This is a genomic window from Levilactobacillus namurensis (assembly GCF_032197885.1).
GTDB classification, from domain to species: domain Bacteria; phylum Bacillota; class Bacilli; order Lactobacillales; family Lactobacillaceae; genus Levilactobacillus; species Levilactobacillus namurensis_A.
Genome location: NZ_CP134159.1, coordinates 1,361,221 through 1,385,653, shown reverse-complemented (window position 1 = coordinate 1,385,653; position 24,433 = coordinate 1,361,221). Strand labels below are relative to the sequence as shown.

At 51.9% G+C, this 24,433-nt stretch carries 23 protein-coding genes, 1 pseudogene and 1 riboswitch; of the genes and pseudogenes, 9 read left to right on the top strand and 15 right to left on the bottom strand.

What is annotated here, in order from left to right:
* Window positions 1–145: 145 nt before the first annotated feature.
* Complete coding sequence (locus tag RIN67_RS06665; protein ID WP_264998826.1) at window positions 146–607, bottom strand: NUDIX domain-containing protein; 462 nt, start codon at window positions 605–607, stop codon at window positions 146–148.
* A gap of 95 nt (window positions 608–702) precedes the next feature.
* Complete coding sequence (locus RIN67_RS06660; protein WP_264998825.1) at window positions 703–1,431, bottom strand: SDR family oxidoreductase; 729 nt, start codon at window positions 1,429–1,431, stop codon at window positions 703–705.
* A 330-nt stretch (window positions 1,432–1,761) separates the two neighbouring features.
* On the opposite strand from RIN67_RS06660, the gene RIN67_RS06655 reads away from it, so the two are divergent.
* Both RIN67_RS06655 and RIN67_RS06650 read left to right on the top strand, forming a co-directional pair.
* The gene (locus RIN67_RS06655) at window positions 1,762–2,337 is read left to right on the top strand and encodes a sugar O-acetyltransferase (RefSeq protein WP_264998824.1); all 576 of its coding nucleotides are present in this window, start codon (window positions 1,762–1,764) and stop codon (window positions 2,335–2,337) included.
* On the top strand, window positions 2,337–2,843 hold the full coding sequence (locus RIN67_RS06650) for a MerR family transcriptional regulator (RefSeq protein ID WP_264998823.1): 507 nt from the start codon (window positions 2,337–2,339) through the stop codon (window positions 2,841–2,843). Before RIN67_RS06655 ends, RIN67_RS06650 begins: the two co-directional genes overlap by 1 nt.
* 72 nt (window positions 2,844–2,915) lie before the next feature.
* Here RIN67_RS06650 and RIN67_RS06645 read toward each other — a convergent pair whose 3' ends face one another.
* On the bottom strand, window positions 2,916–4,097 hold the full coding sequence (locus RIN67_RS06645) for a multidrug effflux MFS transporter (RefSeq protein ID WP_264998822.1): 1,182 nt from the start codon (window positions 4,095–4,097) through the stop codon (window positions 2,916–2,918).
* Between the two features lie 250 nt (window positions 4,098–4,347).
* Here RIN67_RS06645 and RIN67_RS06640 point away from each other — a divergent pair, with 250 nt between their 5' ends.
* Together RIN67_RS06640 and RIN67_RS06635 are read left to right on the top strand one after the other, a co-directional pair.
* Entirely contained in the window at window positions 4,348–4,767 is a 420-nt protein-coding gene (locus RIN67_RS06640; RefSeq protein WP_264998821.1) for a cytidine deaminase family protein, read from the top strand.
* Window positions 4,760–5,233, top strand: coding sequence for an HIT family protein (locus RIN67_RS06635; RefSeq protein ID WP_264998820.1), 474 nt, complete (start codon window positions 4,760–4,762; stop codon window positions 5,231–5,233). The genes RIN67_RS06640 and RIN67_RS06635 overlap by 8 nt, the downstream gene beginning before the upstream one ends.
* An 87-nt stretch (window positions 5,234–5,320) precedes the next feature.
* On the opposite strand, the gene RIN67_RS06630 is transcribed toward RIN67_RS06635, so the two are convergent.
* Entirely contained in the window at window positions 5,321–5,797 is a 477-nt protein-coding gene (locus RIN67_RS06630) for a zinc-binding dehydrogenase (RefSeq protein WP_264998819.1), read from the bottom strand.
* 156 nt (window positions 5,798–5,953) lie between these two features.
* Between RIN67_RS06630 and RIN67_RS06625 the strand changes: the two genes are divergently transcribed.
* The 4 genes from RIN67_RS06625 to RIN67_RS06610 all read left to right on the top strand — a co-directional run bounded on the left by RIN67_RS06625 (window position 5,954) and on the right by RIN67_RS06610 (window position 8,724).
* Window positions 5,954–6,388 (top strand): LytTR family DNA-binding domain-containing protein, encoded by a 435-nt coding sequence (locus RIN67_RS06625; RefSeq protein WP_264998818.1) that lies wholly within the window; start codon window positions 5,954–5,956, stop codon window positions 6,386–6,388.
* Window positions 6,385–6,834 (top strand): DUF3021 domain-containing protein, encoded by a 450-nt coding sequence (locus RIN67_RS06620; protein WP_264998817.1) that lies wholly within the window; start codon window positions 6,385–6,387, stop codon window positions 6,832–6,834. The genes RIN67_RS06625 and RIN67_RS06620 overlap by 4 nt, the downstream gene beginning before the upstream one ends.
* 101 nt (window positions 6,835–6,935) lie before the next feature.
* On the top strand, window positions 6,936–7,979 hold the full coding sequence (locus RIN67_RS06615; RefSeq protein WP_107740794.1) for an AI-2E family transporter: 1,044 nt from the start codon (window positions 6,936–6,938) through the stop codon (window positions 7,977–7,979).
* A gap of 223 nt (window positions 7,980–8,202) precedes the next feature.
* The gene (locus RIN67_RS06610; RefSeq protein WP_264998816.1) at window positions 8,203–8,724 is read left to right on the top strand and encodes a VanZ family protein; all 522 of its coding nucleotides are present in this window, start codon (window positions 8,203–8,205) and stop codon (window positions 8,722–8,724) included.
* 1,441 nt (window positions 8,725–10,165) lie between these two features.
* On the opposite strand, the gene ribH is transcribed toward RIN67_RS06610, so the two are convergent.
* The 9 genes and pseudogenes from ribH to RIN67_RS06565 form a co-directional block, all read right to left on the bottom strand.
* Window positions 10,166–10,633 (bottom strand): 6,7-dimethyl-8-ribityllumazine synthase, encoded by a 468-nt coding sequence (gene ribH, locus RIN67_RS06605; protein WP_024746322.1) that lies wholly within the window; start codon window positions 10,631–10,633, stop codon window positions 10,166–10,168.
* Window positions 10,634–10,638: 5 nt separating this feature from the next.
* Window positions 10,639–11,847: a GTP cyclohydrolase II gene (gene ribA / locus RIN67_RS06600; protein ID WP_264998815.1), complete on the bottom strand. Its 1,209-nt coding sequence runs from the start codon at window positions 11,845–11,847 to the stop codon at window positions 10,639–10,641.
* Window positions 11,844–12,440: a riboflavin synthase gene (locus RIN67_RS06595; RefSeq protein WP_264998814.1), complete on the bottom strand. Its 597-nt coding sequence runs from the start codon at window positions 12,438–12,440 to the stop codon at window positions 11,844–11,846. Before RIN67_RS06595 ends, ribA begins: the two co-directional genes overlap by 4 nt.
* Window positions 12,421–13,500: a bifunctional diaminohydroxyphosphoribosylaminopyrimidine deaminase/5-amino-6-(5-phosphoribosylamino)uracil reductase RibD gene (ribD, locus tag RIN67_RS06590; protein WP_264998813.1), complete on the bottom strand. Its 1,080-nt coding sequence runs from the start codon at window positions 13,498–13,500 to the stop codon at window positions 12,421–12,423. Before ribD ends, RIN67_RS06595 begins: the two co-directional genes overlap by 20 nt.
* Window positions 13,501–13,616: 116 nt before the next feature.
* Window positions 13,617–13,754: riboswitch (FMN riboswitch) on the bottom strand.
* Window positions 13,755–13,981: 227 nt separating this feature from the next.
* The gene (locus RIN67_RS06585) at window positions 13,982–14,413 is read right to left on the bottom strand and encodes a GtrA family protein (protein ID WP_264998812.1); all 432 of its coding nucleotides are present in this window, start codon (window positions 14,411–14,413) and stop codon (window positions 13,982–13,984) included.
* Between the two features lie 435 nt (window positions 14,414–14,848).
* Window positions 14,849–15,715 (bottom strand): DegV family protein, encoded by an 867-nt coding sequence (locus RIN67_RS06580; protein WP_024746327.1) that lies wholly within the window; start codon window positions 15,713–15,715, stop codon window positions 14,849–14,851.
* A 63-nt stretch (window positions 15,716–15,778) separates the two neighbouring features.
* Window positions 15,779–17,018 (bottom strand): annotated as a pseudogene (locus RIN67_RS06575) (MFS transporter).
* A gap of 10 nt (window positions 17,019–17,028) precedes the next feature.
* Window positions 17,029–18,315 (bottom strand): alkaline phosphatase family protein, encoded by a 1,287-nt coding sequence (locus RIN67_RS06570; RefSeq protein WP_264998928.1) that lies wholly within the window; start codon window positions 18,313–18,315, stop codon window positions 17,029–17,031.
* A gap of 16 nt (window positions 18,316–18,331) precedes the next feature.
* The gene (locus tag RIN67_RS06565; RefSeq protein ID WP_024746330.1) at window positions 18,332–18,766 is read right to left on the bottom strand and encodes a MarR family winged helix-turn-helix transcriptional regulator; all 435 of its coding nucleotides are present in this window, start codon (window positions 18,764–18,766) and stop codon (window positions 18,332–18,334) included.
* A gap of 197 nt (window positions 18,767–18,963) precedes the next feature.
* On the opposite strand from RIN67_RS06565, the gene RIN67_RS06560 reads away from it, so the two are divergent.
* On the top strand, window positions 18,964–20,679 hold the full coding sequence (locus RIN67_RS06560; RefSeq protein WP_264998811.1) for an NFACT family protein: 1,716 nt from the start codon (window positions 18,964–18,966) through the stop codon (window positions 20,677–20,679).
* A 100-nt stretch (window positions 20,680–20,779) separates the two neighbouring features.
* Here the strand turns inward: RIN67_RS06560 and RIN67_RS06555 are convergent, their stop codons facing one another.
* Both RIN67_RS06555 and RIN67_RS06550 read right to left on the bottom strand, forming a co-directional pair.
* Window positions 20,780–23,350 carry a carbamoyl phosphate synthase preATP-grasp domain-containing protein gene (locus RIN67_RS06555; RefSeq protein ID WP_264998810.1) on the bottom strand — a complete coding sequence of 857 codons (2,571 nt, stop codon included), beginning with the start codon at window positions 23,348–23,350 and terminating at the stop codon, window positions 20,780–20,782.
* A 3-nt stretch (window positions 23,351–23,353) separates the two neighbouring features.
* The gene (locus tag RIN67_RS06550; RefSeq protein ID WP_024746333.1) at window positions 23,354–24,427 is read right to left on the bottom strand and encodes a carbamoyl phosphate synthase small subunit; all 1,074 of its coding nucleotides are present in this window, start codon (window positions 24,425–24,427) and stop codon (window positions 23,354–23,356) included.
* Between the last annotated feature and the right edge of the window lie 6 nt (window positions 24,428–24,433).

Here is a 24,433-nt window from a genome sequence, read left to right as displayed (position 1 = left end):
TCCGTAAAAACTGCCTCTTTTTGCCAGAACGGCCTAAAATTCTAGAAAAAAATGGCAAAAACGAACCAGTCCCCGGTAAAGTGTGTTTCAAGCCTTTACTGGGGACTGGTTCGTTTAAAGAGGTCGTGGTAAGTTTCTAATTTAGTTAATGGACATCCCCTACTAGCTGATGATTGCGTGTTAGGCGGCGCAGAATTTCTTGCGTAATGGGCGTCATTTGTGCGGGTAACGCGGTGAGGTCAAAGAAGCGACTCGTACGGGTCTCGTTACTGCCACCCGGAGTCCCCGTCGCCTGCAAGCGATAAACAGCCGTTGACGAGTCGATTTGGTCGCCGTTCGGGTATTGGTACTGGCATCCCGGTCCGCTCACAATCGTTAACAGTTCTGGTCGTTGACCAATCAGTCCCGTTTCCTCATGGAGTTCGCGTATCGCGGTGGTTTCCAATGATTCATTGAGTTCCTTAGACCCTGCCGGTAGTCCCCAGAGGTGGTTGTCACGCCGGTCGACCAGGAGCAATTGATTTTGCCGTAAGACCACCGCAGCGGCCCCAATGACCACCAGCGGTTGCGACCCCACCGTCTTTCGTAAGTTTGTGACGTATCCCATAAGCTCACCTTCCTTATACGCCTCAGTATAACAGAGATGGTAACCCGTGTTAGGCCCGAAGGTAACCCGTGCTCAAGCGCTTCCCGCATCGCGAGTTAATAAGGAACGTTATTAGAAGCTAACCGGAGTTCCACAATGCGAGAGTGTTTGGGTTGTTCACAGACGCTGACCAGGGCCGCCCCCACGTCTTCAGGAGTTAAGAACCCCGATTGGGCAACTTCGGCGGACGTCCGACCATGGCCCACCTCGAATTCAGTTGCGCCGGCATGGGGGCAGAAGACACAGGTTCGAATCCCCTGCGGCAGGAGTTCGTGGTCTAGCGCTTGGCCCAACCCACGTAAGGCAAACTTGCTGCAGGTGTACGCCGCTTCTTCAGCGTGGCCCTTGATCCCCGTGACCGAGGACACCAGAATCAGTTGCCCCGAATGTTGCTTGATCATCTGGGGTACCGCAAACTTAGTAAAGGCAAAGGCACTTCGGACGTTGGTATCCATAACCAGGTCAAAATCCGTCATGGGCGTATCCACGAGTTTTTGGACCCGTCCGATTCCCGCATTGTTGACTAAAATATCTAAACGACCAAATTGTTCTAAAGTAAAGGCGACGGCCCCCTGCGCCGTCGCGGTCTTACGGGCATCCCCCACATAGTAGGCCGCTGAAGTCCCTAGCTTTTGACATTCGGCGACGAGTTGCTGAAGCCGGGCTTCCCGCCGGGCGGTCACCACGATGCGATATCCGGCTTGGGCCATCGCAAGCGCCGTTCCCCAGCCAAAGCCAGAACTAGCTCCCGTAATCAAAGCAACTTTCGAATCTTGATGAGTCATTAGCATTCACTCCTTTCTTCAAACGTACAACTTGAACATTGGTTTAAGTCAACCATCAATTTGAGACTTGACTTAAACCTATGTTCAAGTCCTAAAATAGACTTGTGTTCAACGAAAGGTATTTAGCGGTGACTAAAACTTGACTAAGTACTGAAACTTCCGTGGGATTCGGCGCGGTTGCCAGTACGGGAAGTAGACGTTTGCTTAGTGGTCAGAACACGAGAGGTTGAGCAACTCGCTCGCTATGGACAGCCCAATCCCTTAGCTATGGGACAATTTTCTGCGGTCGAGTTAAAGCTAACGTAAAGTCAAAGAAAGGACCTAAACAATATGACAACAGAACTCGAGAAACTAGACCGGGGCGAATGGTATCATTTTCTTGACGCCGGTGTGGCGAAACGTAAGGCGCGTGCAGCCCAACTTTGCCAAGAATTTAATGCGATTCCAGCAACGGAGCCCGCACGTCAGACGGCCAAAATTAAGGAAATCCTGGGGTCAACTGGGCAAAACGTATCGGTCCAAGCGACCTTCAATTGCGATAATGGTCGCAACATCCACGTTGGGGAAAATTTCCTTAGTAATTACAACCTGACCATTCTCGATATTGCGCCAGTGCGAATTGGGCGCAACGTGATGATTGGTCCTAACGTAGATATCTATACGGTCAACCACGCGCTCAGCGTTGCTGGTCGGCGCCAGAATCTGGCCCAAGGCCACCCGGTCACCATTGGCAATGACGTGTGGATCGGCGGTAAAGTCACGATCAATCCTGGAGTGACCATCGGCAATAACGTGGTGGTGGCCTCGGGAGCCGTTGTGACTAAGGACATCCCCGATAACGTTTTAGTTGGGGGCGTGCCCGCAAGAATCATTCGGCCCCTTAGTCCTGATCAGGAGGAAGCCTAATGTATAGTATCGGAGACGTTGCCAAGATGATGAACATTAGTACTTCAGCACTACGGTTCTACGATCGCCAGGGCCTACTCCCCTTTGTCGAACGGAACCAGGCAGGCCGACGAACCTTTAAGCCCAACGACTTAAACTTTATTGAGGTCATTGATTGTCTGAAGAAAAGCGGGGTTCCGGTTAAAAACATTGCCAGTTTCATCCAGCTTTGTATGGCGGGTGACGGCACGCTAAAGGAACGTTACGACTACCTCGACCACCAGGAGGCCGTGCTGACGGATAAGATTCAAGCCATGCAGGCGCAGCTTGATTTTCTACGGTACAAAAAGTGGTACTACAAGACGGCCGTGGAGGCGGGCACCGAAGCGGTTCACTTTCTGCCACAGACTCATGCGGTCGACCCTGAGACCAAGGCGCAATACCAACGAGCCCGTCAGAATGCTACGGATCTGCACCAACTGATCGATTTACCGGACCAGTCTACCTCCCAAAATCAGCCGGACTAGACCCATTACAAGTTAAGCGCACATCAAAGAGGACCCCTCTCAATCACGAGCGGGGTCCCCATTGAGTTTAAGTTACTGACGAGTTCGCCGATACAGTCCCAGATAGGCGCTGGTCATGACCAACGTGACTCCTAAGATATAGATGGGGAGCGTGGTGATCTGGCCGTTGTGCAACCAGCTCATCAAGTAGGTCAACGCACTGATAGCTAAATAGTAGGCCAGACTAAACCAACCGCTGGCGCTGCCCATGACCGATTCATACCCAATCAAGGCCCGGTTTAAGGCCGTGGGTAACGTGACGTTTAGTCCCAGGAAGACCAAGAAGATGCAGCTCAGCATTCCGGGTACCAGGGCGAAATGGGCCGTGGCTACCAACCCTAGTGACGCGAGGCAACTAACCCCTAACCCGCCCAGTGCGATTTGCATGGACGACCAATACGTCACCAACCGATTAACCAAGATGGCCCCCAGCAGACTAGCCGCAGCCAGTAATAGGCCTAAGCGACCATAGGCTAACGCGGAGAAGCCGAAATGGCTTTCGAAGATGAACGGGGCTTCCGCGTAGTAACTAAATAGAATGCCGTTGATGCCACTGATCAATAAGCCGTAGACCCATACAGTGGAATCGGTCCCCAGTCGCTTGAGGACCTGGGCCTGTTGACGCCACGAGGCAACCTGGACCGTTGTGGGACGCGTTTCCGGTAACCGGGCTCCCGCATAAAGGAGGCAGGCTATCGCCAAGATAACCAGTACGGAAAAGACGTGGTGGTACCCGAAATGGGTCTGGACCGCCCCACCAATCAGTGGCCCTAGTGCGGGTGAGAGTGCCATAGCGGCGCTAACGTTAGCAAAGACTTTCGCGCCGGTTATGCCGGTAAAACTTTCGCGCATGATGGTCTGGGTGACCACGGAGCCAGCGCTCGCCCCGAAGGCTTGAATCAACCGGCACCCCAGAAGCCACGAGAAGTTAGGACTGATTAGGAGGCCTAAGTTGCCAATCAAGTAAATGCTGAGTCCCCCCAGCATGGCGGGGCGGCGCCCTTGACTGTCGGCGAATTGTCCCCAGCAAAGCACGCCCAGCGCGAACGCCACAAAGTAGACGCTTAAGGTTAGCTGACTACGCCCCGCACTAACGCGTAGTGCGTGACTGAGGGCGGGCAAGATGGGGGTAAAAATGGATTCACTGATTTGGGGAAACCCAACCAGGGTGATGAGTAAGCCTAAGGATGGCCGTTGTTTTTGGACGTTTTTCATGTGTCATTCTCCTGTAAGTTTAAGAATTTAGGGAAAAACGTCCGGGCCCCTCTACGGCTACGCACACAAGAATTTGATCGTATGCCATGTGCCGTCACCTCGTTTCTGATAGCGTCATGTTACGGGAAAAGTAGTCAGTTGTCAAAACCATTTCCAAATGGTAGGTAAAACGGGACTTGTGGGGGCTGCTTGATTAGCGTAAAATGAGAAAATAATTAAAAAATATTAATCAAACGAGGAGCTTGCACTTATGGATATCTGGGAACAACTCTATACGGCGGCCCAACCACTCTATCACCCGGAAGAAGTCAACGACTTTCTTTACGCGCATCACGTGGTCTGTGCTTTGCATAGTAAGTCCGGCAAAATCTTTACGGGATTTTGCATTGAGGGCCTCTGTGGCACCATGAACCTGTGTGCCGAACGGGTTGCGCTATTAAACATGTACACGACTAGTGGTGAAACTGAGGTTCAGCGCATCATCGCCTTTCGCGACGCCGCCCCCAGCGGATTGAACGGGATGCCGTGCGGTGTTTGCCGGGAAACCCTCATGGAATTTTCTGACAAAAACGCGCAAACGGAAATCATGGTCGACTACGCACAACGCCAGACCGTGACCTTAGGCAAAATCTTCCCTAATTGGTGGGGGAGCGTGAAGACGGATGCCTAAGGAAAGGGCCACCCCATTTTGGCAAACTCACCGGATTGAAAGCGCCCTAGCCGGAACGAACCCGATGGTGCTGACTGCGTTACCAGGCGGCTTTGTCGCCCTGGGGGATGTGCAATTCTTACCGGGATACTGTGTCCTGTTACCCAAACGGCAAGTCGGCTCTTTAAATGAACTGTCATGGTCTGAACGCGCCGACTTTTTAACCAGCATGGCTTACGTTGGGGATGCCCTGTTGGCAGTCTGTCATCCCCAACGAATTAATTATGATATTTTAGGCAACACGGATGAGTTTTTACATGCGCACATTTTCCCTAGGTACGCTTGGGAACCACCTGAACGACGAAAAATGCCCGTTTGGCAGTATCCCGCAGAAAATTGGCATGATCCCGAAACGGCTTACCAACCAGCAAAACATGCCGCTTTACGCCAACAGCTTAAATGCTATCTAGACCAACATTTAGCCTAAAAGTATTCACGGATAAACCTAATCCCCTAAGATTGGATAGCCAGTCTTAGGGGATTATTGTTTAAGTTTAGTTTTTTACTGTTCGAATTAGTCATTGACGTCAATGACGACCTTAACCGCTTCTTTATCGGTATTCGCTCTTTCAAAGGCGGCTTGTGTCTGTTCCAACGGGTAGTGAGCCGAAACAATTTCCGGAAAGTGATTATCGAGATTCGTAATATTGTGAATAGCTTCCTTGATGTCCGCGGCGGTATAGATAGCGGAGCCCAGAAAACTAAGTTCATTCATGGCTAGGAATTGCGGTTTATAGGTCACCGGGGTTGCCCCTAAAGCCACAACGACAAATTTAGCGCCAAACTTACCCCAGTTGATGAAGTCGGTCATATACTCGGGGAGCCCTACACAATCAATATAGGCATCGGCCCCAACGCGGTCATCGTCCATCAGGCCGTGACCGGTTCCAAAGAGCCTAATCAAAGCCGTATGTAGGTCCTCGGATTGCACATTAATCACTTGGGCGCCTAACTGCTTAGCGAAAGATAGGCGTTGCTGGTCGATATCCACCACTGCTACATCCGATTTGATTTTAGTGATTATTCTGGCCCATTCATCGTCTAACTTGAGCCACTCAACGTTCAAAAAGGACCATTAGACGCCTACTGAGCGTTTCTGTTCAAGGGACGTGGTACTATTTCTAATGCGGAGGGAGGTTGTCGGCTAATGAAAATTAATTTTCACATTGATCCGAAGCTAAAAGCTGAACATGCCGACTTTTGGTTACGAGAACTGACCGATCACTTAGCGACTATCATCACGCAATTGAATCAGAAAAATGAAGTCCTATGGTGCTATCAAGATAACGAAATTAGGCCGGTCGCTTACGCCGATATCGTTGTCTTGCAAGCGGTTGGTAACCGGATTCAGGTCGATACAACGGACAAAACTTACGCTTACCATGCCCGGCTGGCCCACGTTATCGATCAATTGCCGGCCGAGTTCATTGAAGCTTCGCGGGGAACGGTGATCAATTACCAAAAGATTGATCACTTGGAGTTGTTAGGTAACGGGAAAATCGACGTCCTCATGATCAATCAACAACGGGTTCAGATGTCTCGGCGAAAAATCAAAAACTTAAAGGAGAAATTAGGCATATGAAAAAGGTCTTAAAAAATGCTGTTCAGGGGATGGCGTTGGGCGTCGTCTTGGGCCTGGTGATTTCCCTGATGTTTAATTATGTGTATGGGACCGCTCAGTACTACCCGTCATCGCCGCAATTCATGGCACACTTCACCCATCCTTTAAATGCGGTCCTTGTCTCTCTAATCTTATGGGCCACTATTGGGGTGGTGTTTAGCCTAGGGGCGCTTATTTTTAAAATCAAGAACTGGTCGCTTCTCAAATGTACCATCGTTAATTTTTGGATCTACTATCTAGGATTTACGCCGTTAGCCATGTTGGCGGGTTGGGTTCCAATGACCCTCAAGTCTCTCAGCACGTTCACCATCACGTTTCTACTCATCTACTTGCTCATGTGGTTGATAAACGTTGTGAGAGACCGTCACCAGATTGCTAAGATTAATGAGCGCATCAAACGGGGATAATTCGCATCTAAGGACCGTTAAGCCAAGCCTGATTGAGACTTAATTTACAACGTTGCCTCCCTAGCGTAGACTAATGTCATAACCTTTTAAGGAGGCGTTTCATGTTCACAAGTGTTAAACGGCTTTGGCAAAATCCATTGACAGCTTACTACTTAGCTTTGGTACTGTTGATTTTGATTGCCTGGTTCGCCCGGGGCTTTCTTTCCCTGGCCCTGTTCACCATCATCTTTATCTACTTAGGCAACGCTGCCATTATGGGAATCGAACGCCATACGCCCTTGCATCACTGGCTGATTACGATTCTGGTGTACTTATTGTTCTTAGGAATTCTAGTGGCGGCTTTCGCCCAGATTATCCCGCCGCTGGTCAGCGAGGCGTCGAATCTGCCCCGCGCGCTAGACCAACTGATTCAAACCTATCCACAACTAGAAAGTTCGGCTAAGAAGTTGATGGAAGACTTATCGCAAAACGCTTCCGTCATCAGCAATGGGAAAAACCTCCTCACGTCGGGAATCGGGAAATTGTCCCGCTTTAGTTCCGGCGTAGAGACCATCGTGTTGGCCTTCTTCTTTAGCTTCATCTTTAACTTGACCAAGGCGCAGTTACAACGGTTCGTCCATGCGTTTACCCAGAGTCGTTTTGCGCGACTCTTCGTACCTATGGGGAACCTCATCGCTAGTTTCGTTCAGATTTTCGGCACCGTTATCGAGACCCAATTGATCATTTGCACGATCAACACCGCTTTAATGGTTCTGGGACTCTGGATCCTGCATATGCCGAGCCTACTCATCTTAGGGATCATGGTCTTCTTCTTAGGACTGATTCCGGTGGCCGGGGTATTGATTTCCCTGATTCCCCTATCGATCATCGCCTTTATGACGGGTGGCCTCTGGCGGCTCCTGGCGGTCCTGGTGCTGGTGGCCTTGATTCACATGTTCGAATCCTACTTCCTGCATCCCCGGTTAATGGCCAACGCCACCAACCTGCCCATCTTTGTCACCTTCATCACGTTGATTGTCAGTGAACAGATTTTTGGGGCTTGGGGCTTGATCGTCGGCGTGCCGTTAGTCGCCTTCTTCCTGCAAGTCTTTGACGTAAACCTAAAAACGGGACATCCCCGTGTCACGCAGCCTAACGGTCATTAAGAAAAAGCAGCTCCCCAATCCAGTTGAGATTGAGGAGCTGCTTTTGACTATGCAAATGGCTTCAGTCGATGAAATGTGACCAGAGTATGAGGATACCCTTATGATTTTCCTAAGGCCCCGAAGAAAACATTAAGCTCCGCGGATAATCCCCCATTAGTCCCGATTTCGCGGTAAGCTAGCACCAAGTTACCCGCTGAACCAAAATAATGATGGAGGTGGTTGAATGCGTTGGGAACCCTTAGTACTGATTGCATTGACGGCGAGTTTAGTTGGACTCATGATATTGTTAACAATGACCAACCGGCGACATCGTTGGATAGCCCTCGGGACTTTGGCCTATCTGACCGGACTTGGGGCCATCGTCTTCACCCCACTGTCCTTCTCCGGCACCGCCGTTTACGTGATGCCCGCCGGTATCGGGCGAGTGAATTTGACGCAACTCGATGTCTGGAACCTCGGCTTTTTTGAAAATATTTTGATGACCCTACCGTTGGGCTTTCTGTTTAAACGCTTCTGGCCTTCCCTGTCACTTTGGGGCGTTGGCTTCCTGGGACTGAGTGCTGGGAGTTTTATTGAAATCGCGCAGTACATCTTGTCCCACCACTGGCTGATCAACCGGAGCAGTGATCTCAACGACGTCCTGGCCAACGCGTTGGGCGTTCTGATGGGCGGCTTAGTGGCCTTGGCCCTACAGCACTTACAAACAACGCACCAGCAGAAACTAACTCGCGTTTCCATGAGTTAACCCTGGCTGAACACTCACGACTGATGACCGGCAGTTGTGGGTGTTTTTTCTACGGATTTACCTTTCGACATATCGAGTCAACTATTCTATGTTCTTATAATTCTCAATCGGTTATTAGGCGTGAATTTAGGAAATTTATTGCTGCCTCAAAATCTGTGGCTTAGTAACAAACAGTAAATCGCCCCATCGACTTGTCAAAATTATTAGAAGGGGAATCTTATTTACGGTTGTCATTAACAACTACTGTTACCATTTTGAACCATAATTTGTCTTACACACACTCCCACGAAGTGCCGCAAACTAACAATTCGAGGCACTTTTTTACAAAGAATTCATTAAAGCCTGTTATTGACCAGACCTTAATGAATCTAAAACACTACTTCTTTATAAAGGATCTAATAATTAGCCACACTACTAAACCTATCAGAATCAAGAAAGCTAAAATTAAACACCAAAAGATGGTGTCACTAAAAAACATACTTAACGTAAAAATTTTAAGTCATCCTTTCACCATTGACTATTATGGTTGGTGTATGAACGATATCCTGAATAATTACCGGTTGGGCTGCTGTAATTGAATTTGATGAATTTAAGCCGGTACTCGACAATTCAGAATCAATGTCTTTACTAATAGCTGGATTCGAAATCGTATTATGACTATCTTGTGGCGTCTCCGCAGCACTCGCACCCACTGGTAACGCAAATACAGATGCCGCTAAGATTAAAACTCTTCTTCAAACTTTTCACAATACTTACCCCCAAAGCATTTAACGTCCTCTTAAAAACGTCTCGAGTATAGGCTTTTAAAGGAACACATGATGTCTTAAACCGCGGTTTTACATATTTTAGTTCTTTATACTTGCCAAGAATTGATGATATGTTTATAGCCTTATTCATGACATTTAAAAATCTATGCCAACTAGTCAGCGAGGAATCTGCTGATTCATCATGTGCATTTAACATTTTCTTAGCCAAACGCAACATCGAGCTCTTTTTACTGACACTAGTCTAACCAACTGCTGAATCATCCGGTTATGGACTTCGTTGGTCCCACGCTCACTAGACGTGTAAGGATGCGCAAAATAAGTCAGTTCATTAAATCCTAGTGCACCTAGAGAGATGGTCAATTCTTTGACGACGACTAAATTTGTTGCCACCGCAACGTTAGCTTTATTCTTACTGACCTCGATTCCGATAATTGTTCGCATCATCAGATACCTATCTTTCCGAAGTCTTCACGTCAGCTTTAGTCATCTCGTTTTCAAAACGCGATTTCAAGAGACCCAATACTTTGATCAATTGACTAAAACCAGCGAAGCGGCCATTTTAGTGTACGGTCTCACGGCCCCCCCCCACGACTGGTCCTCACTACCACTATAAAGTAATAGAGGCATAGGAGCACCCCGTTGGGTAACTTCTATGCCTCTAAGTTTAGTGTTTTTTACTTGGAAGTCGCCAACTGGTCTTGGACGTCTAGCATGGTCAACACACCAGCCGCACAGTCGCGGCCCTTGTTGCCGACCTTGCCGCCAGCACGATCTAAGGCTTGGTAAAGGTCATCGGTGGTCAAGACCCCGAACATCACGGGGACCGGACCATTTAGGGACACTTCGGCTAACCCGTGAGCCGTTTCGGCACAGACATAGTCGTAATGGCTGGTCGCACCGCGAATGACCGCGCCTAAGGCGATGATGCCGTCGACCTGGTGCTGGTCGGCCATGAGCTTGGCCGTCCGGGCAAGCTCGAAGGCACCGGGGACACTGACTACGAGTTGCCTGTCCCGGGAGATACCCGCCTGTTCTAAGGCCTCTTGTGCGCCTGCCAGAAGACGGTCGGTCACGACCTGGTTGAATTGGGCGACTACGATACCGATTCGACGGGTTTTAAGGGATGTGTTTGTTTGCGTCATTTGAATTAAACCTCCTTGAGTTGGTGATGGAACTTTGCTTTTTTAGTGGCTAAATACTGGCGATTTTCCGGTAAAGGTTGCGTTTCGAGGGGAACGCGCTGGAGCACGTCCAGTCCCAAATTGGTTAGTTGGTCGACTTTGTCCGGGTTGTTGGTCAATAACCGGACCTGCGTGATGTGCTTTAGGTGCAGGATTGCCGCAACCAGGCCATAGTGGCGCTCATCGGGCTGAAAGCCTAATTCTTGATTGGCTTCGACGGTGTCTAAGCCGTTTTCTTGAAGGTGGTAGGCCTTGAGCTTGTTGATCAGGCCGATTCCCCGCCCCTCTTGGCGCAGGTAGAGTACGGCGCCAGAACCATTTTGCTGGATCCGGTCCATGGCCATGTTGAGCTGTTCGCCACAGTCGCATCGCTTGGAACCGAAGACGTCACCGGTCAAGCACTCCGAGTGGACCCGTAACAGGAGTGGTTGGTCGGGCGTGATGGGCCCCTTGGACAACAGGAGTGCTGGTTGGGCCCCGTCATGCGTGGTAAAGGCCTCTAACTGGAAATCACCGTGTTGCGTAGGCAGTGCTACGGCGGGGATTGGCGTGACCACGTCAATGGCGTGCCGGTACCGGTAATCCCGAATCTGTTGAATCGAGATCAAGGGAAGCTGCATCCCCTCAGCCAAGGCCTTCAGCTGGGGCCGCCGCGCCATCTTTCCGGATTTTTGAAGGACCTCGCAGATGTAGGCTACGGGTTGCGCGCCCGCCAAGCGTGCGAGATCAACGGCCGCTTCCGTGTGGCCGCCCCGTGCGAGAACGCCGTGTTCCTGGGCAATCAGGGGAAAGACGTGGCCGGGGTGGTAAAAGGCCGCCGGCTGAGATTGAGGATCCGCCAATTGCTGGAGGGTATCCGCACGGTCAAAGACGGAGATTCCCGTACTGGTCGTGGTGGCATCCGCGCTCACGGTAAAGGCCGTGCCGAACGCGTCGGTCCCGTGGGCGACCATGGGGTGTAACCCCAGCCGAGTGGCCACGGCAGGTGCCATGGGCGCACATAAGAGTCCCCGCGCATGGGTGACCATGGTATTGACGGTCTCGGGGGTCGCGAACTCGGCGAGGCCGACTAAATCCCCTTCGGCTTCGCGGTCTTCATCGTCCATGACCACGACTAATCCGCCAGCTTTAAGCTGCTTCAGCGCCGTTTCGATGGGTGTATCTAGATTTTTCATGATTTTGCCTCCCGTTGATGCAATAAATATTTAGTTAAAACATCGGTTTCTAAGTTCACGTTGTCACCCGGTTGACGCCGTCCCAGGCTGGTCTCGTGGAGGGTCTGGGGAATTAGACTGACACTGAACTGGGTTGGAGAGACCGTCACCAGGGTCAGACTGACGCCATCAAGTGTGACGGACCCCTTCTCCGCTAATTCGGCGTAGTAGGCCGTTGGGTACTCGAAGGTGAGAATCTCGGCGTTGGTGTCTGGTGTCCGGTCGACCAGTTGGGCAACCGTATCGACGTGGCCTAAGACCAGGTGACCGCCTAACCGATCCCCGACGCGCAATGCCGGTTCTAAGTTGACTGCATCACCGATGGCTTGGTCGCCCAGCGTCGTTCGGTGATAGGTTTCGGGCATGACATCTACCGTGAAGTCTTGGTCGGTCATGGCAATAATGGTCAGGCAGACACCGTTAATGGCGAGGCTATCGCCAATCTGGCTGTGCCAACGGTGCGCTAGCGGGGTATGGATGGTCAGTCGTTGCTGGGTAGCGGTGCGAACGCTTTGAGCAATGGTTCCCTGTCCCTTAATGATTCCGGTAAACATAATCTGCAGACCTCCTATACGTGAGCTTAATATCCGGCTGTAAAGCTTGGGTTTGGACCAATCCCCAGGACCGTTGAACGGTTCCGGGAACGCCTTGGGCGACGGGTAAGCCGGTACCGCCTAAAGTCAAAGGCGCTAGGTACGTAATCAGCTGATCCACGGCGCCAGAAGCCAACCAAGTGGCTTGGACCTGGCTGCCTCCCTCAATCAATAAGGATTGGATGCCCTGCGTGCTCAACCAGTCTAAGATCTGTTGCGGCGTCCACTCCGGTTGGACCACGACGTGAACGAAATCTGGCCATTGCCGCTGACTGGGCTGGCGAACCAGGAGGTATACCGGCGTTGGCGTCTGTAAGATGGCCGCTGTCTCCGCCAGTTGGTCGGCGTCTTGCATCAGGACGATCCGCCAAGGTGCAAAATCTACTGGTTGCGTGCGCACCGTTAGCTGGGGATCATCCTGTTGAACGGTATGCTCGCCAATTAGAATCGCCTGTTGTGTGGCGCGCAGAGCCTGGCTATCGTGGTAGGCGGCTTGGCTGGTTAGGTGTGTTCGTTGGGAACCGGCAGCGTTTAATTTGCCGTCAATGCTCATCGCGTACTTGACCGTGACGAACGGCCGGTGATGCTGGTAAAAGAAGTTGTACGCCCTATTCAGTGCACTGGTGGTCCCCAGAACGGTGACTTGGACGCCCGCAGCCTTGAGTTTAGCGACACCACGGCCGGCGACTAACGGATTAGGGTCCAGTTGGCCGATGACTACGCGCTGAATTCCCACCTGAATCAAGCGATCCGCGCACGGCGGGGTCTTACCATAGTGGCTGCAGGGTTCTAACGTGACATAGATGGTGGCGCCTCGGGCCTGGTCAAGGTCGGCCAGGTGATTCAAAGCGTCAATTTCCGCATGGGGTTCTCCAAAACGGTGATGGTACCCCCGTGCTAAGACTTGATGGTGCTTGACAATGACGGCGCCGACGACCGGGTTCGTCCAGGTATGTCCCTGACCTAACCGGGCTTGGTCGGCTGCCATGGCTAAATAAACTGAATCGTTGATCAAACTCACCCCACAAAAAAAGCCCCGCAAAATGATTTGCGGGGCAAAAATTTGAAAGCTAAATAAGATCCCATCGAGTGAGTGGTCGCCAAAAAAGCCGCCACTAACGGTGTGAAATAAACCAGTTGTTTCTTCTCCCATCCAGACTATACTGTCGGTCCCAGACTCTCACTGGGTCCACCGCGTGAAGCGGGTCACGGACTTCAACGGTCATTGCCGTTGTCACCGTCGGTCGGGAATTGCACCCTGCCCCGAAGAAATCTATTCAGTTAACAGGTTTTACCCTACAACATCTTTTAACATCTTGCAAGTCATTCTGGGAAGTCGGCCCCTTGATCTAGCGGATAATCAGTTGCCGGGATGCCCCGGCCAGCAGGGTTCGGCACGCTTCTAAAAAAATTGCGAATTAGACCATAATCGAACCGACGACGGTTGAAAAAATGCTCATCAAAAATGGCGTCTTCCTAGGAAGACGCCACTTTGATGAGCATTAATCCTTAACCATGGCCTTCGCCTTACGGAAGACGAACCATTTGCTTAAGAAGTAGTTGGCAACGACCACCACGACTTGGTCGACCAACTTGGTCAACATGGCGTTTTGCTGAAGCAAAGAGATTCCGATCCACATGATGCCGGCGTCAATCACCAACGTGGCTGCCCGGGCGCCAAAGAACTTAACGGTTTCCTGTTCTAAGGCCCGAAACGTTGTAAAGTGGGAATGGAAGACCCACACCCGGTTAGTCAAATAAGCAAAGAGCACCGATAGGAACCAGGCCATGGCGTTCCCCACCTGGTAATTCCAGTGCCATAAATCGTTGGTGATGAAGAAGACCACCATGTTAACCAGGGTCGTCATCCCCCCGAAAAACAGATAAGCAATGACGTCTTTATAGTGATCAAAAAGTTTTATGAGTCGTTTCATTACGTGTGTATCCCCCTGAGTTAAAAATCCCGACCTCTAATCGTCCTTATTAGCAGTTATAGCGAACCCCGGACTAAAAGACAAGTTTGATTCCCCGTTGTTGAAAAAAATGAAAGTGGGTAGGTTTACTGGTCGGCAGAACCGAATCATTGGGTCAATCAGTCGGTCCCCCACGTATCCCTGTTGTCCAGGACACGACCGCGTACTCAATTATACGCCTGAAGACTGGGGACCAAAAGTTAAGAATTGGTCATGAAAGACGGTCGCCAGTAAGCAAAAGACGATTGTCGCTTGAACAGTGATTTCACTTAAGTTCCGGTCGAGCCACTGCCTGGACGGGGTTTCAAGCTAGCGAAAAAAGCCGATGTACTGGAAATTTCCGGTACGTCGACTAATTGAATAATTTTCATAAGATAATGGCATTGATCACCGGAACTAAGCACGTTCGTAGTCCTTCAACCAGGCTAGCGCTAATGCTTTTTCCCCTAGGTGAGCCCCAATAACGGGACCAAAGTAGGACCGTTCAATCGGCAGGTCAGGATACTGCGCGGAAATTTTATCTGCCCAGTTCTGCCCCCCCTCGGGGTCGTTGGCATCGATCACTAAGGCCCGCAGCGGATAATCGACCTTGGCCTGGGCTTCCACAAAGAGCTGTTCCACTCGGGCTAAGGCCTTCTTGCGTGACCGGACTTTCTCAAAGGCCACGATTTCGTGGGTGTCATCATCAAACGTTAACAGCGGTTTGATTCGCAGAACACTGCCAATGAAGGCCGAAGCGTTGGATAAGCGTCCCCCGCGAACCAGGTTTTGGAGGTCGTCCACCACGAAGTATTCACCGATCGTGGACCGTAAGTCGTCCAGACGCGCAATGATCTCTTCGGGGGTCGCCCCCTTGTCCGCCATCCGCGAAGCTTCAATGGCCAGATACCCCATTAGCTTGACCGTAATCTGAGAGTCATACGGGATGACCCGGATATTTTCAATCGTGGGTGCGATGTTTTTAAGTTGATTGACAAACCCCGAGATAGTGCTGGCAAGGTGGATACTGATAACCGTATCGTAACCTTCGTCGGCCAATTGGTTGTAGAGATTGATCATCTCACCCAATGGCGGTTGCGATGTACTTGGAAAAGACTTGGAGTTACGCAACCAATCGTAGAATTCACCCGTGGAGATATCAACGCCTTCGTCATAAGAGCGCCCATCGATGATCACTGGAATGGGCACGACATGGATATGATACCGCTCGACCTCTTCTGCGGACAAATAGCTGGTACTATCGGTGACCACAGCAATCTTCATGTTCTTACACCTACTTCTTTCATTCATTGTAACAACCAGAATACCATAAAAACCTAGAAACCACTAGGATTTGTCTGTGGCATCGTGCGGAAGCGTCCCAAAAATAACTAACCCGAGAATAAAGAGAATGGACAAGGAAGCTGCCCCAATTCGGGATTGTCCCGTGATTTGGGTAACCACCCCAACCAGGATGGGACCCAGCACGACCGAAAATTTACCCAGGATATTGTAGAATCCAAAGAATTCACTGGAACGTTCCTTTGGGACGATTCGACCGAAGTAGGATCGCGAAAGGGCCTGAATACCACCCTGACTGGTTCCGACCAATACGGCCAACAGCCAAAAGTCCGCGGCAGTGTGGAGGCGTAACGCATCCAAGCAGATCAAGAGGTAGACCACGATGGCCACTAAAATCCCCGTACGCGTACTGGTTTTCGCGGCTAACCACCCGTAAAACAGTGAGCACGGAAAGGCCACCAGTTGAACCACCAGAAGCACCATGATTAGGGTCGTGCTGGTAATCCCGATATCGAGGCCAATCGACGTCGCCATGGTGAAGATGGTGTCGACCCCGTCGATGTAACAGAAGTAGGCGATCAAAAACCAGGCTAAGTACTTGTGTTGCCGTAAATGGCGAATCGTTTGCCAGACGCGAGACCAGCTTTGCCGCAACGGCCGGGTCGTGGTGGTCAGCGCGTGGCGTTGCCGAACGTTACGGACTAACGGGATGAAGAAGATGACCCACCAGATGGCTGCCAGGGCAAAGCCCCACCGGGCCACAGCGAGACTGGACAGATGACCAAAGCCGTGGGTGAATTCGAGGACCATGAACAGGATAAACGCAATGACCCCGCCCAGGTAACCGAACCCGTACTGGAGATTTTATCCATTTGGTTGTCGGCACTCACGTCGGTCAAGAAACTATCGTAGAAGAGGTTCCCACCGGAATAGCCTAAAACGGATAGCACGTAGATCACTAGTAGCCAGCGCCATTGCGTGGTAGGCAACACCGCTAAGCCTAACGTCATCAACATCCCCAGCGTGGTGAAGCCCACTAAGAGGCGTTTCTTGAACCCTTGGTAATCTGCCAGTGCCCCCAGAAACGGCGCCAGTAAGGCGACCAGTAACGTCCCGATACTGTTGGCATAGCCCAAAAGGCCGTGGCGTTGGCGGCGGTGACCCCGTTGGCTTGCGCGATGGTTTTAAAGTAAATGGGTAATACCGCCGTAGTGACGATAATGCCGTAGCCGGAGTTCGCCCAGTCATAGAAGACCCAACTCCACTGTTCTTTGTTTAACTTCATGTGCACACTCCTAATCCTTAAAGGCATCCGTTAACGCGTGCCCTGGTAAGGGTTCAGGGAAATGAACACCTAACAAGTGTGCAAACGTTGGCGCTTCATCGACCAATTCAGCGGTGTCAATGACGTGTCCCGACTTAATGGCTGGTCCCGCAAGTACCAAGGTAGTGAAGTAATCCGGCTTATCGGGATCATACCCGTGAACGCCATGGTACCGGTCTGGTTGCCCCAGGGTCTCAGGGTCGACGGCTTCCACGACGGCTGGCCGGTGGGTCTCATCCGTAAAGTAATACCCCGCTTGGGCTTCGACCAGCCACTGGCACTGCGGGTCGGCGCCCCGACTAGCTGCCGCGTCACCGGAAATGACCCGTTCGACCCCTTCGGTCTGTTCCAGCAGGGTCTTAAGCGCCTGGTTGTCCGCAAAGTTGCGCGTGTAGACGTAGGTACACCCGTCACAGGTCTTGGCCCAGACGTGCCAGTCGTTCTTCACCGTACCCTCTTTCGTGGCGGTTAACCATCCCCGTTGGGCGAAGGCTTGGTTCAGGTGAATCATGTGGTCCACGTTGATCTGGTAGTGGTCGCCCAGGATCGCAAAGTTGGTCTCCGCAAAGGTCCCCGCTTCGATCGTGGCGTCGATCAATTGGCCCACCCGTTTGTCCAAGCGGCGTAAGGCGGCCATGGCTTGCGGTGACCGTACACCGTACCGGTGACGCATACTGTCCATGTCGACCAGGTGGATAAGGGTTAACTGCGGTTTCTTATGGGTAATCGTGTCGACCGCACACGCTGTGATGAAGTCGTCTAATTCCGGTTGTTGAATCCCACGGCGAAGGTGGCCATACTTCTGATTCATGCGTAACAGAAATGCCGGACTGCTAGCCTTAAGGGATACCAGAACCTGGTTCGTCCAGATGCGGTTCGGAAAAATCTCGGCTAGATTGTACGTAATCTTGCTTCCTGCCGTGACGGGCCATAGAAAGGCAGCAGTTTTTTGATGATGCTGCCGAACTAAGTCGTACAGCGTTGGGACTTTAACATCGCGCTGGTACCAATACCAATCAGGAGACTGGCGTTGGGGTTGGCGCTTGGTGTTGTTCACGATTCCGTGTTCTCGCGGATACTGCCCCGTGATAATGGTGGTATGGGAGGGATAAGTTAGTGTGGGATAGATGCCCCGCACCCGCTTGACCCGGGTTCCGGTGGCCAGCAGTCGGCGTAAATTCGGCAAATCGTCCAGGTGTTCATCGAGGTCTCGACTCCCTAGAGCGTCTAGCGAGATAACAATTAAACGTGATTGAATGGTGAGTCACTCCTTACTAAGAATGTTCTGAAAAGGTGCGTTGACGATCCATGCTTTTAGCGAGTCGGTTCAACAGAATCTGTAAAAGATTGCGTTCATCGTCTGACCAATGTTCAAAAATCTGATCGGCTAAGTCTTCGAAATCGCGATTCATCGCCGAAGCGGTGACGGCCCCCTGATCCGTCACGGTATAAATCAACTGCCGTTTATCCCGACCAACGGCCTTTTTGCTAATCAGTTCCTTGGTCACCAATCCTTTTAGTTGCCGACTTAAAGTAGAGGTGTCCAGCCGAGTTGCTTCGGCGAGACTCTCTTGGGTGTTGGCACCCCCACCAATATGGTCCAACAGTTGCCATTCGGCGACCGTCAAATGGTGGGCTTTGGTCAGCCGGCGTAAGAGGGTCTGTTCGGCCTTAGTGACCGTCATTAACGCTGCTAAACTTGATTTCAACGGGCCTCACTCCTTTAGTTGCATTATACAACGACATGCTTGCTGGTCACAAGCGTGAATTGCGAGATTCGCTCGCAAGTTGCAGTTGCCTAAGTCGTGAGGAAACTTCTTTGCACATCCCCGGGGCAATCGTTATAATTTAAATTGTGTTGTCTTTTTTTAACGAAGATAAATTTTAAATTGAAAGGTGTGATTCCATGTCCTTTGACGGTTCTTTCACCCATGCAATGGTCCACGAGCTTAGTCAAACGGTGGCAACGGGCCGAGTCAGCAAGATCAATCAGCCCTACGCCAACGAAATCGTTCTGACGATTCGGGCCAACGGGCATAACTACCCCGTTCTGTTATCTGCGAACCCAACCTATGCGCGAATTCAAATTACGACCATTCCGTACGTTAATCCGCCGGTACCCACGAACTTTACGATGATTCTACGGAAGTACCTGCAGGGGGCCATCCTGAAGGACGTGACCCAGGCGGCCAATGACCGGGTGGTCCACCTCCATTTCACCTCCCGTAACGAACTGGGAGACCAGCAAGAACTCCACCTGATTATTGAGATCATGGCGCGGCACAGTAACGTCATCTTAGTGGATCAAGGTAGTGGCAAGATTCTCGACGCCATTAAACACGTGGGGTCTGACCAGAACCGCTACCGCCTCCTCTTACCAGGGGCGTTGTACATCACCCCGCCGAAGCAAGATCTGGATAACCCCTTTGCGGGTCCGCGTCCCGACCTGGCGGAAACGGTTCGGGACTACCCTAACCGCGACGTCTTGGCCACGACGTTGCAACATCAGTATCAAGGATTGGGTAAAGATACGGCGGCAGCCCTCGCTACGGCCCTGCATGAGCCGGGCGACGTTGCGGCTCACTTCACGGCCTTCTTCGCCAAGTTCGACACGCCGCAACCCACTTTAGCTATCTCGGCGAAGGGCAAGACCAGCTTTACCGCCTTCCCTTACCCCACGGATGGGCAGAATCAGTCCGCGACCACCCTCAGTAGCCTCTTGGACACGTACTATCAGGATAAAGCTGAACGTGACCGGGTCCAACAGCAGGGAAGCGTCTTGATTCGGGTCGTCCGTAACGAGCTGAAGAAGAATCGCAACAAGTACAAGAAGCTGCAACGGACCATGGCGGAGACGGAAAATGCGGACGAGTACCGGATTAAGGGAGAAGTTCTGACCACGTACCTCTACCAGGTCAAACGAGGCGAAACGTCCGTGAGCCTGCCGAACTTCTACGACAACGAGAAACCTTTAAAGATTGCGTTGTCCAACCAGCTGTCCCCTAACCAAAACGCCCAGAAGTACTTCAAACGGTACCAAAAGGCGAAGAACGCGGTAGTTTACGTGACGGAACAACTGGCCCAGACCAAGGCGAACATTGACTACTTCGAAAACATTATGGCCCAAATCGAGCTGGCTGCCCCTAAGGACCTCATCGACATTAAGTTGGAGCTGAAGCAAGGCGGCTACCTGCGCGACCATGACCATATGAAGAAGGCCAAGAAACAGCGAAAACAGAAGATTAGTCAACCAGACCGCTTTACCGCTAGCGACGGGACTAAGATTTCCGTGGGGAAGAATAACCTGCAGAACGATAAGCTCACGTTGCACACGGCCAAGCGGACGGACATCTGGTTGCACGTTAAAGACATGCCGGGGTCGCACGTGATTATTCACGCCGCGGATCCTAGCGAAGACACGATTTTAGAGGCGGCGAACCTAGCAGCCTACTTCTCCAAGGCACGGGATTCAAGTACAGTACCGGTCGACTATGTGCCCGTTAAACGGATTCACAAACCCAATGGCGCTAAGCCAGGATTTGTCATCTTTACGGGGCAAAAGACCGTTTTCGTCACGCCGGAAGCTAAAATTGTTGATCAATTAGCGGCAAACAACCCTTAATTGGTAGATACAGGTTTGAAAAGGACACCATCAGGAAGACTGATGGTGTCCTTTTTGGTCAGCACAACTAATTTAAAAGTTTCGAAGTTGCGCATGGGTGCTAAATCGTACGGTTAATAATTTGATCTAACTCTTCTGTATCGCTCAAATTACTTAAGGTCAACGCTTCACTGGACCCAAACGCAATCGTTGCCCCCACTTCTTGATTGGTCGACCCCGGCCGATTCAAAACGTGTAGTTGGCGGAACGGGAAGGCCGCGTTCATCAGAGCGACCCGCGTGCTGTTAATGTCGACCGTAATCTTAGCCAACTCGGCCGCATCCAGTGTTTGGATGTGCTGCCGGGTCAACATGCGGACCCAGTTGATCCCCGTGACCTTGCTCAAGAAGGCCATTTCGGTCAACCGGGTTGGGCGGACCCCCACGACTTCCAGCTGCTTGGTATCCCCCTTCGGCGCGAAGAGGACTTGGACCATCCCCGTTAACTGCCGTTCGCTAACGGCTTGCTTGGCCTGCTCGACCAGATTGTTACGCTTGGCCTTAGGTAGTTCGGCGGGCATCCGGAAAGCCGTGACTTGGGAGAGCGACTTGTTCATCCCAGGTGCCAGCATATCCATGACCCCGACAGCCACTTTTTGCTGCTGATGTACGAACAGGCTCACGCCAATCGTGGCCATCTTGGGCGCCGGCTCCCCCGTTTCTTGATCCGGTGGTAAGACGTGCAAGTTCAAGTCGAGTTTCTTCAGCTCCCGCGTCAGGTAATGCCGGTTCCCCGGTACGATCACGATATCGGGATGCTCGACCTGAATCACGTTGAGGACGTCCCCCAATTGGATGGGATCCACGTATTGCTTGTCCGAGAATTCCGGAGCGATGCCGATAGCGTTAGGGTTAGTATTCATCAGAATCGTATGGTACCCCGCCCGTTTGAGTTGTTTGAGCATTTCCGTGGTAAAGTACTCAGCCGCGGAATTCGGGCCCAACTGATTGCCGCCCCGTCCAAGGACTAAGGCAGTTCGGTCCCCTAACGCGCGACTCTCGTTTTCGTACTCAAACGTACTGTAGTAGCCACTAAGCGCTTCCGGAAACTCGCCGGCGGTGGGCTCGATCATCTTATAAGTTGGTTGGATGTGGGCTTCTGCCGACAATTGACGAATCGTCGCAGTGTCGGTATCCCAGATACGGGCAATCATCCCGTCCCCAAAGCCGTAGTACCGGGCCCGTTGAAGGACTTCTACATCACGGGGATGTTCTTGAATCTGCCGTTCAATGGTCAAGAGGTGTTGCAACTTAACGAAGTAAAAGGCATCGATCTTGGTCAATTCACTCAGTTCGTCTGGCGAGTACCCCCGCCGTAAGGCTTCGATCAACACCAAGATGCGGTTAGCCAGAGGATGAATCAGCTGACTGATCAGTTCCCCGTCGGTCAGATTGCTGACGGAGGGCAGGACGTCCCGGGGTGAAAATTGTGAACTCCGGACGGACTTCAACATGGCCTCTTCGACGGAGCGACCGATACCAATCGTCGACCCCACGGCTTTCATGGCCGTATCCAGGTGCTGGTCAGCGTCGGGCACTTCCTGAAACGGCCACAGAGGAATGCGGACCGTCACGTGGTCGCTAGTCGGTTCCATCACGGCCGTCTGCTTGGTAAATTGGCTGGGGAGCTTCACGTCGACTAGTCGTTGCCCCAACATTAAGGCGCCGGTCACGAGTGACACGGGGTAGCCCACGGTCCGAGCGGCCAGGGAAACGCCTCGCGTAAAGTACGGCGCGAGTTTGGTCACATAGAAGTGTTGGTTAGCGGGGTTCAACGCAAAACTGACGTGTAAAACGCCAATGATGCCAAACTCCGTCGCGATTCTAAACGTGGCGTCGCGTAGGTCCTGATACTCCCGGTCCGTGAGGGTCTGTGGTGGCGTGACCACGATGGAATCCCCGGAGTGGATCCCAATGGGGTCGACGTTCTCCAGACCACTGATCAGAAGCTCGGTGTCGGCGGCGTCCCGAATCGCCACCATCTCGACTTCCTTGTACCCCACGACACTTCGTTCCAGGGTGCATTGGTCAAAGCGGGATTGCTGGAACCCCTGGTTAAGCGCCGTCAGCATGTCGTCGACGTTTTCGCAGATTGTCCGGTTGGTATCTACCCGGGGGGCCACGGGCTTAACGATCAACGGGAACCCGATATTTTCGACTAACCCCAGCGCTTCGTCCGTGGTCTGGACGACCTGGGCTTCGATCACGGGTTCGTGGATTTCCTTGAGTGTCGCGTTGAGGTCCGCCGGATTATTGATCTGGCGTAACGTTGACGTTGGCATGCCTAATAGGGTCACCCCGTAGCGCCCTAGATCGCCGTTTTCGAGGAGCTCTTGGGCAATTCGAATCCCCTGTAAGCCCCCTAACGTCGCAATCAAGGCGTCGGGATGATCCTTTTCTAAAATGTGCCGCACGTTAGGCGTCGTGACGGCTTGAATATACATATTAGTGGGTTGAATCTCTTCTAGGGCGACCGAAAACGGGTTGTTGTCGATGACCAGCGTTCGGACGCCGTGCTTCTTAAATTGGGTCAAAACCTGAACAGTGGCGCTGTCCAACTCGGTCTCGTGACCGATCTCAGTGGGCCCGCTGCCGATGATTAAGACCTTCTGTAAATTAGTCAAGCTCTGCAAGTCTTATCCCTCCCGTGACGTCATCGCTTCCATGAATTCATCGAATAGGTCCCGGCTTTCGTGGGGGCCCGGTGCGCCGTCCGCAAAGAATTGGACCGAAAAGGCGGGGAAATCCCGGTGCCGCAGCCCTTGTACGGTCCCGTTGATCAGATCGACGTAGGTCGTGATCAACCGGTCCCGGTCAATGGACTTCGCCACGACCGCATACCCCTGGCCCTGAGTCGCGTACAGAATATCGTTGGTAATGATTCGACGAATGGGATGACCGCTACCGTGATATTCAACGGGCAACGGCGTTAGTTTTGCGCCGTTGGCCAGTGCAAAGAGTTCGTGGCCCAGGCCAATCGCAAAGAGCGGAATCTCCGCTTGTACTTCGCGAATCATGTCCAGGACCCCCGTCCCTAAGTCTAATGGCGACCCGGGTCCCGTGGAGAGTAAGACGCCATCCGGGTCCAGGTTCAAGACGTCTTGGGCACTCGCCGTCCAGGGTAACACGGTGACGTTGCAGCGGCGTTCAGAAAGTTGCCGCAAGATGCCGTGCTTCAAGCCAAAGTCAATGACCACCACGTTCTTCCCCGTATCCGGGTTGGGATACGGCTTGGGGGTGGCGACCTGGTCCACCTGACGATTCGTTAACACGGTCGCGTTCAATTGGTCGAACGCGTGCGCGTCCGCGACATCGACGATACTGCCCTTCATGGGCCCCGCAGTTCGGAGTTTGCGAATCAAGTGACGGGTATCGATTCCACTGATTCCGGGAATGTTGTGTTGACGCAAGAATTCATCTAGGGATAGCTTAGATAACCGGTTCGTCGAGATGTTCGTGAGGTCCCGGACCACCATTCCCTTAGCAGTCGGGAGAATCGATTCGTAACTATCGTGGTTGATGCCCACGTTGCCAATGGCCGGTTGGGCAAAAATAATAATCTGGTTATGATAGATTTGGTCGGTAATCGTTTCTTGATAGCCGAGTAAGTTTAAATTAAATATGACTTCACCGCTCGTGGTTGCGCCGGCCCCAAATCCTTCACCAGCGTACGCAGAGCCGTCTTCTAGAATCAAATAACGTTTTGCCATGCAAAA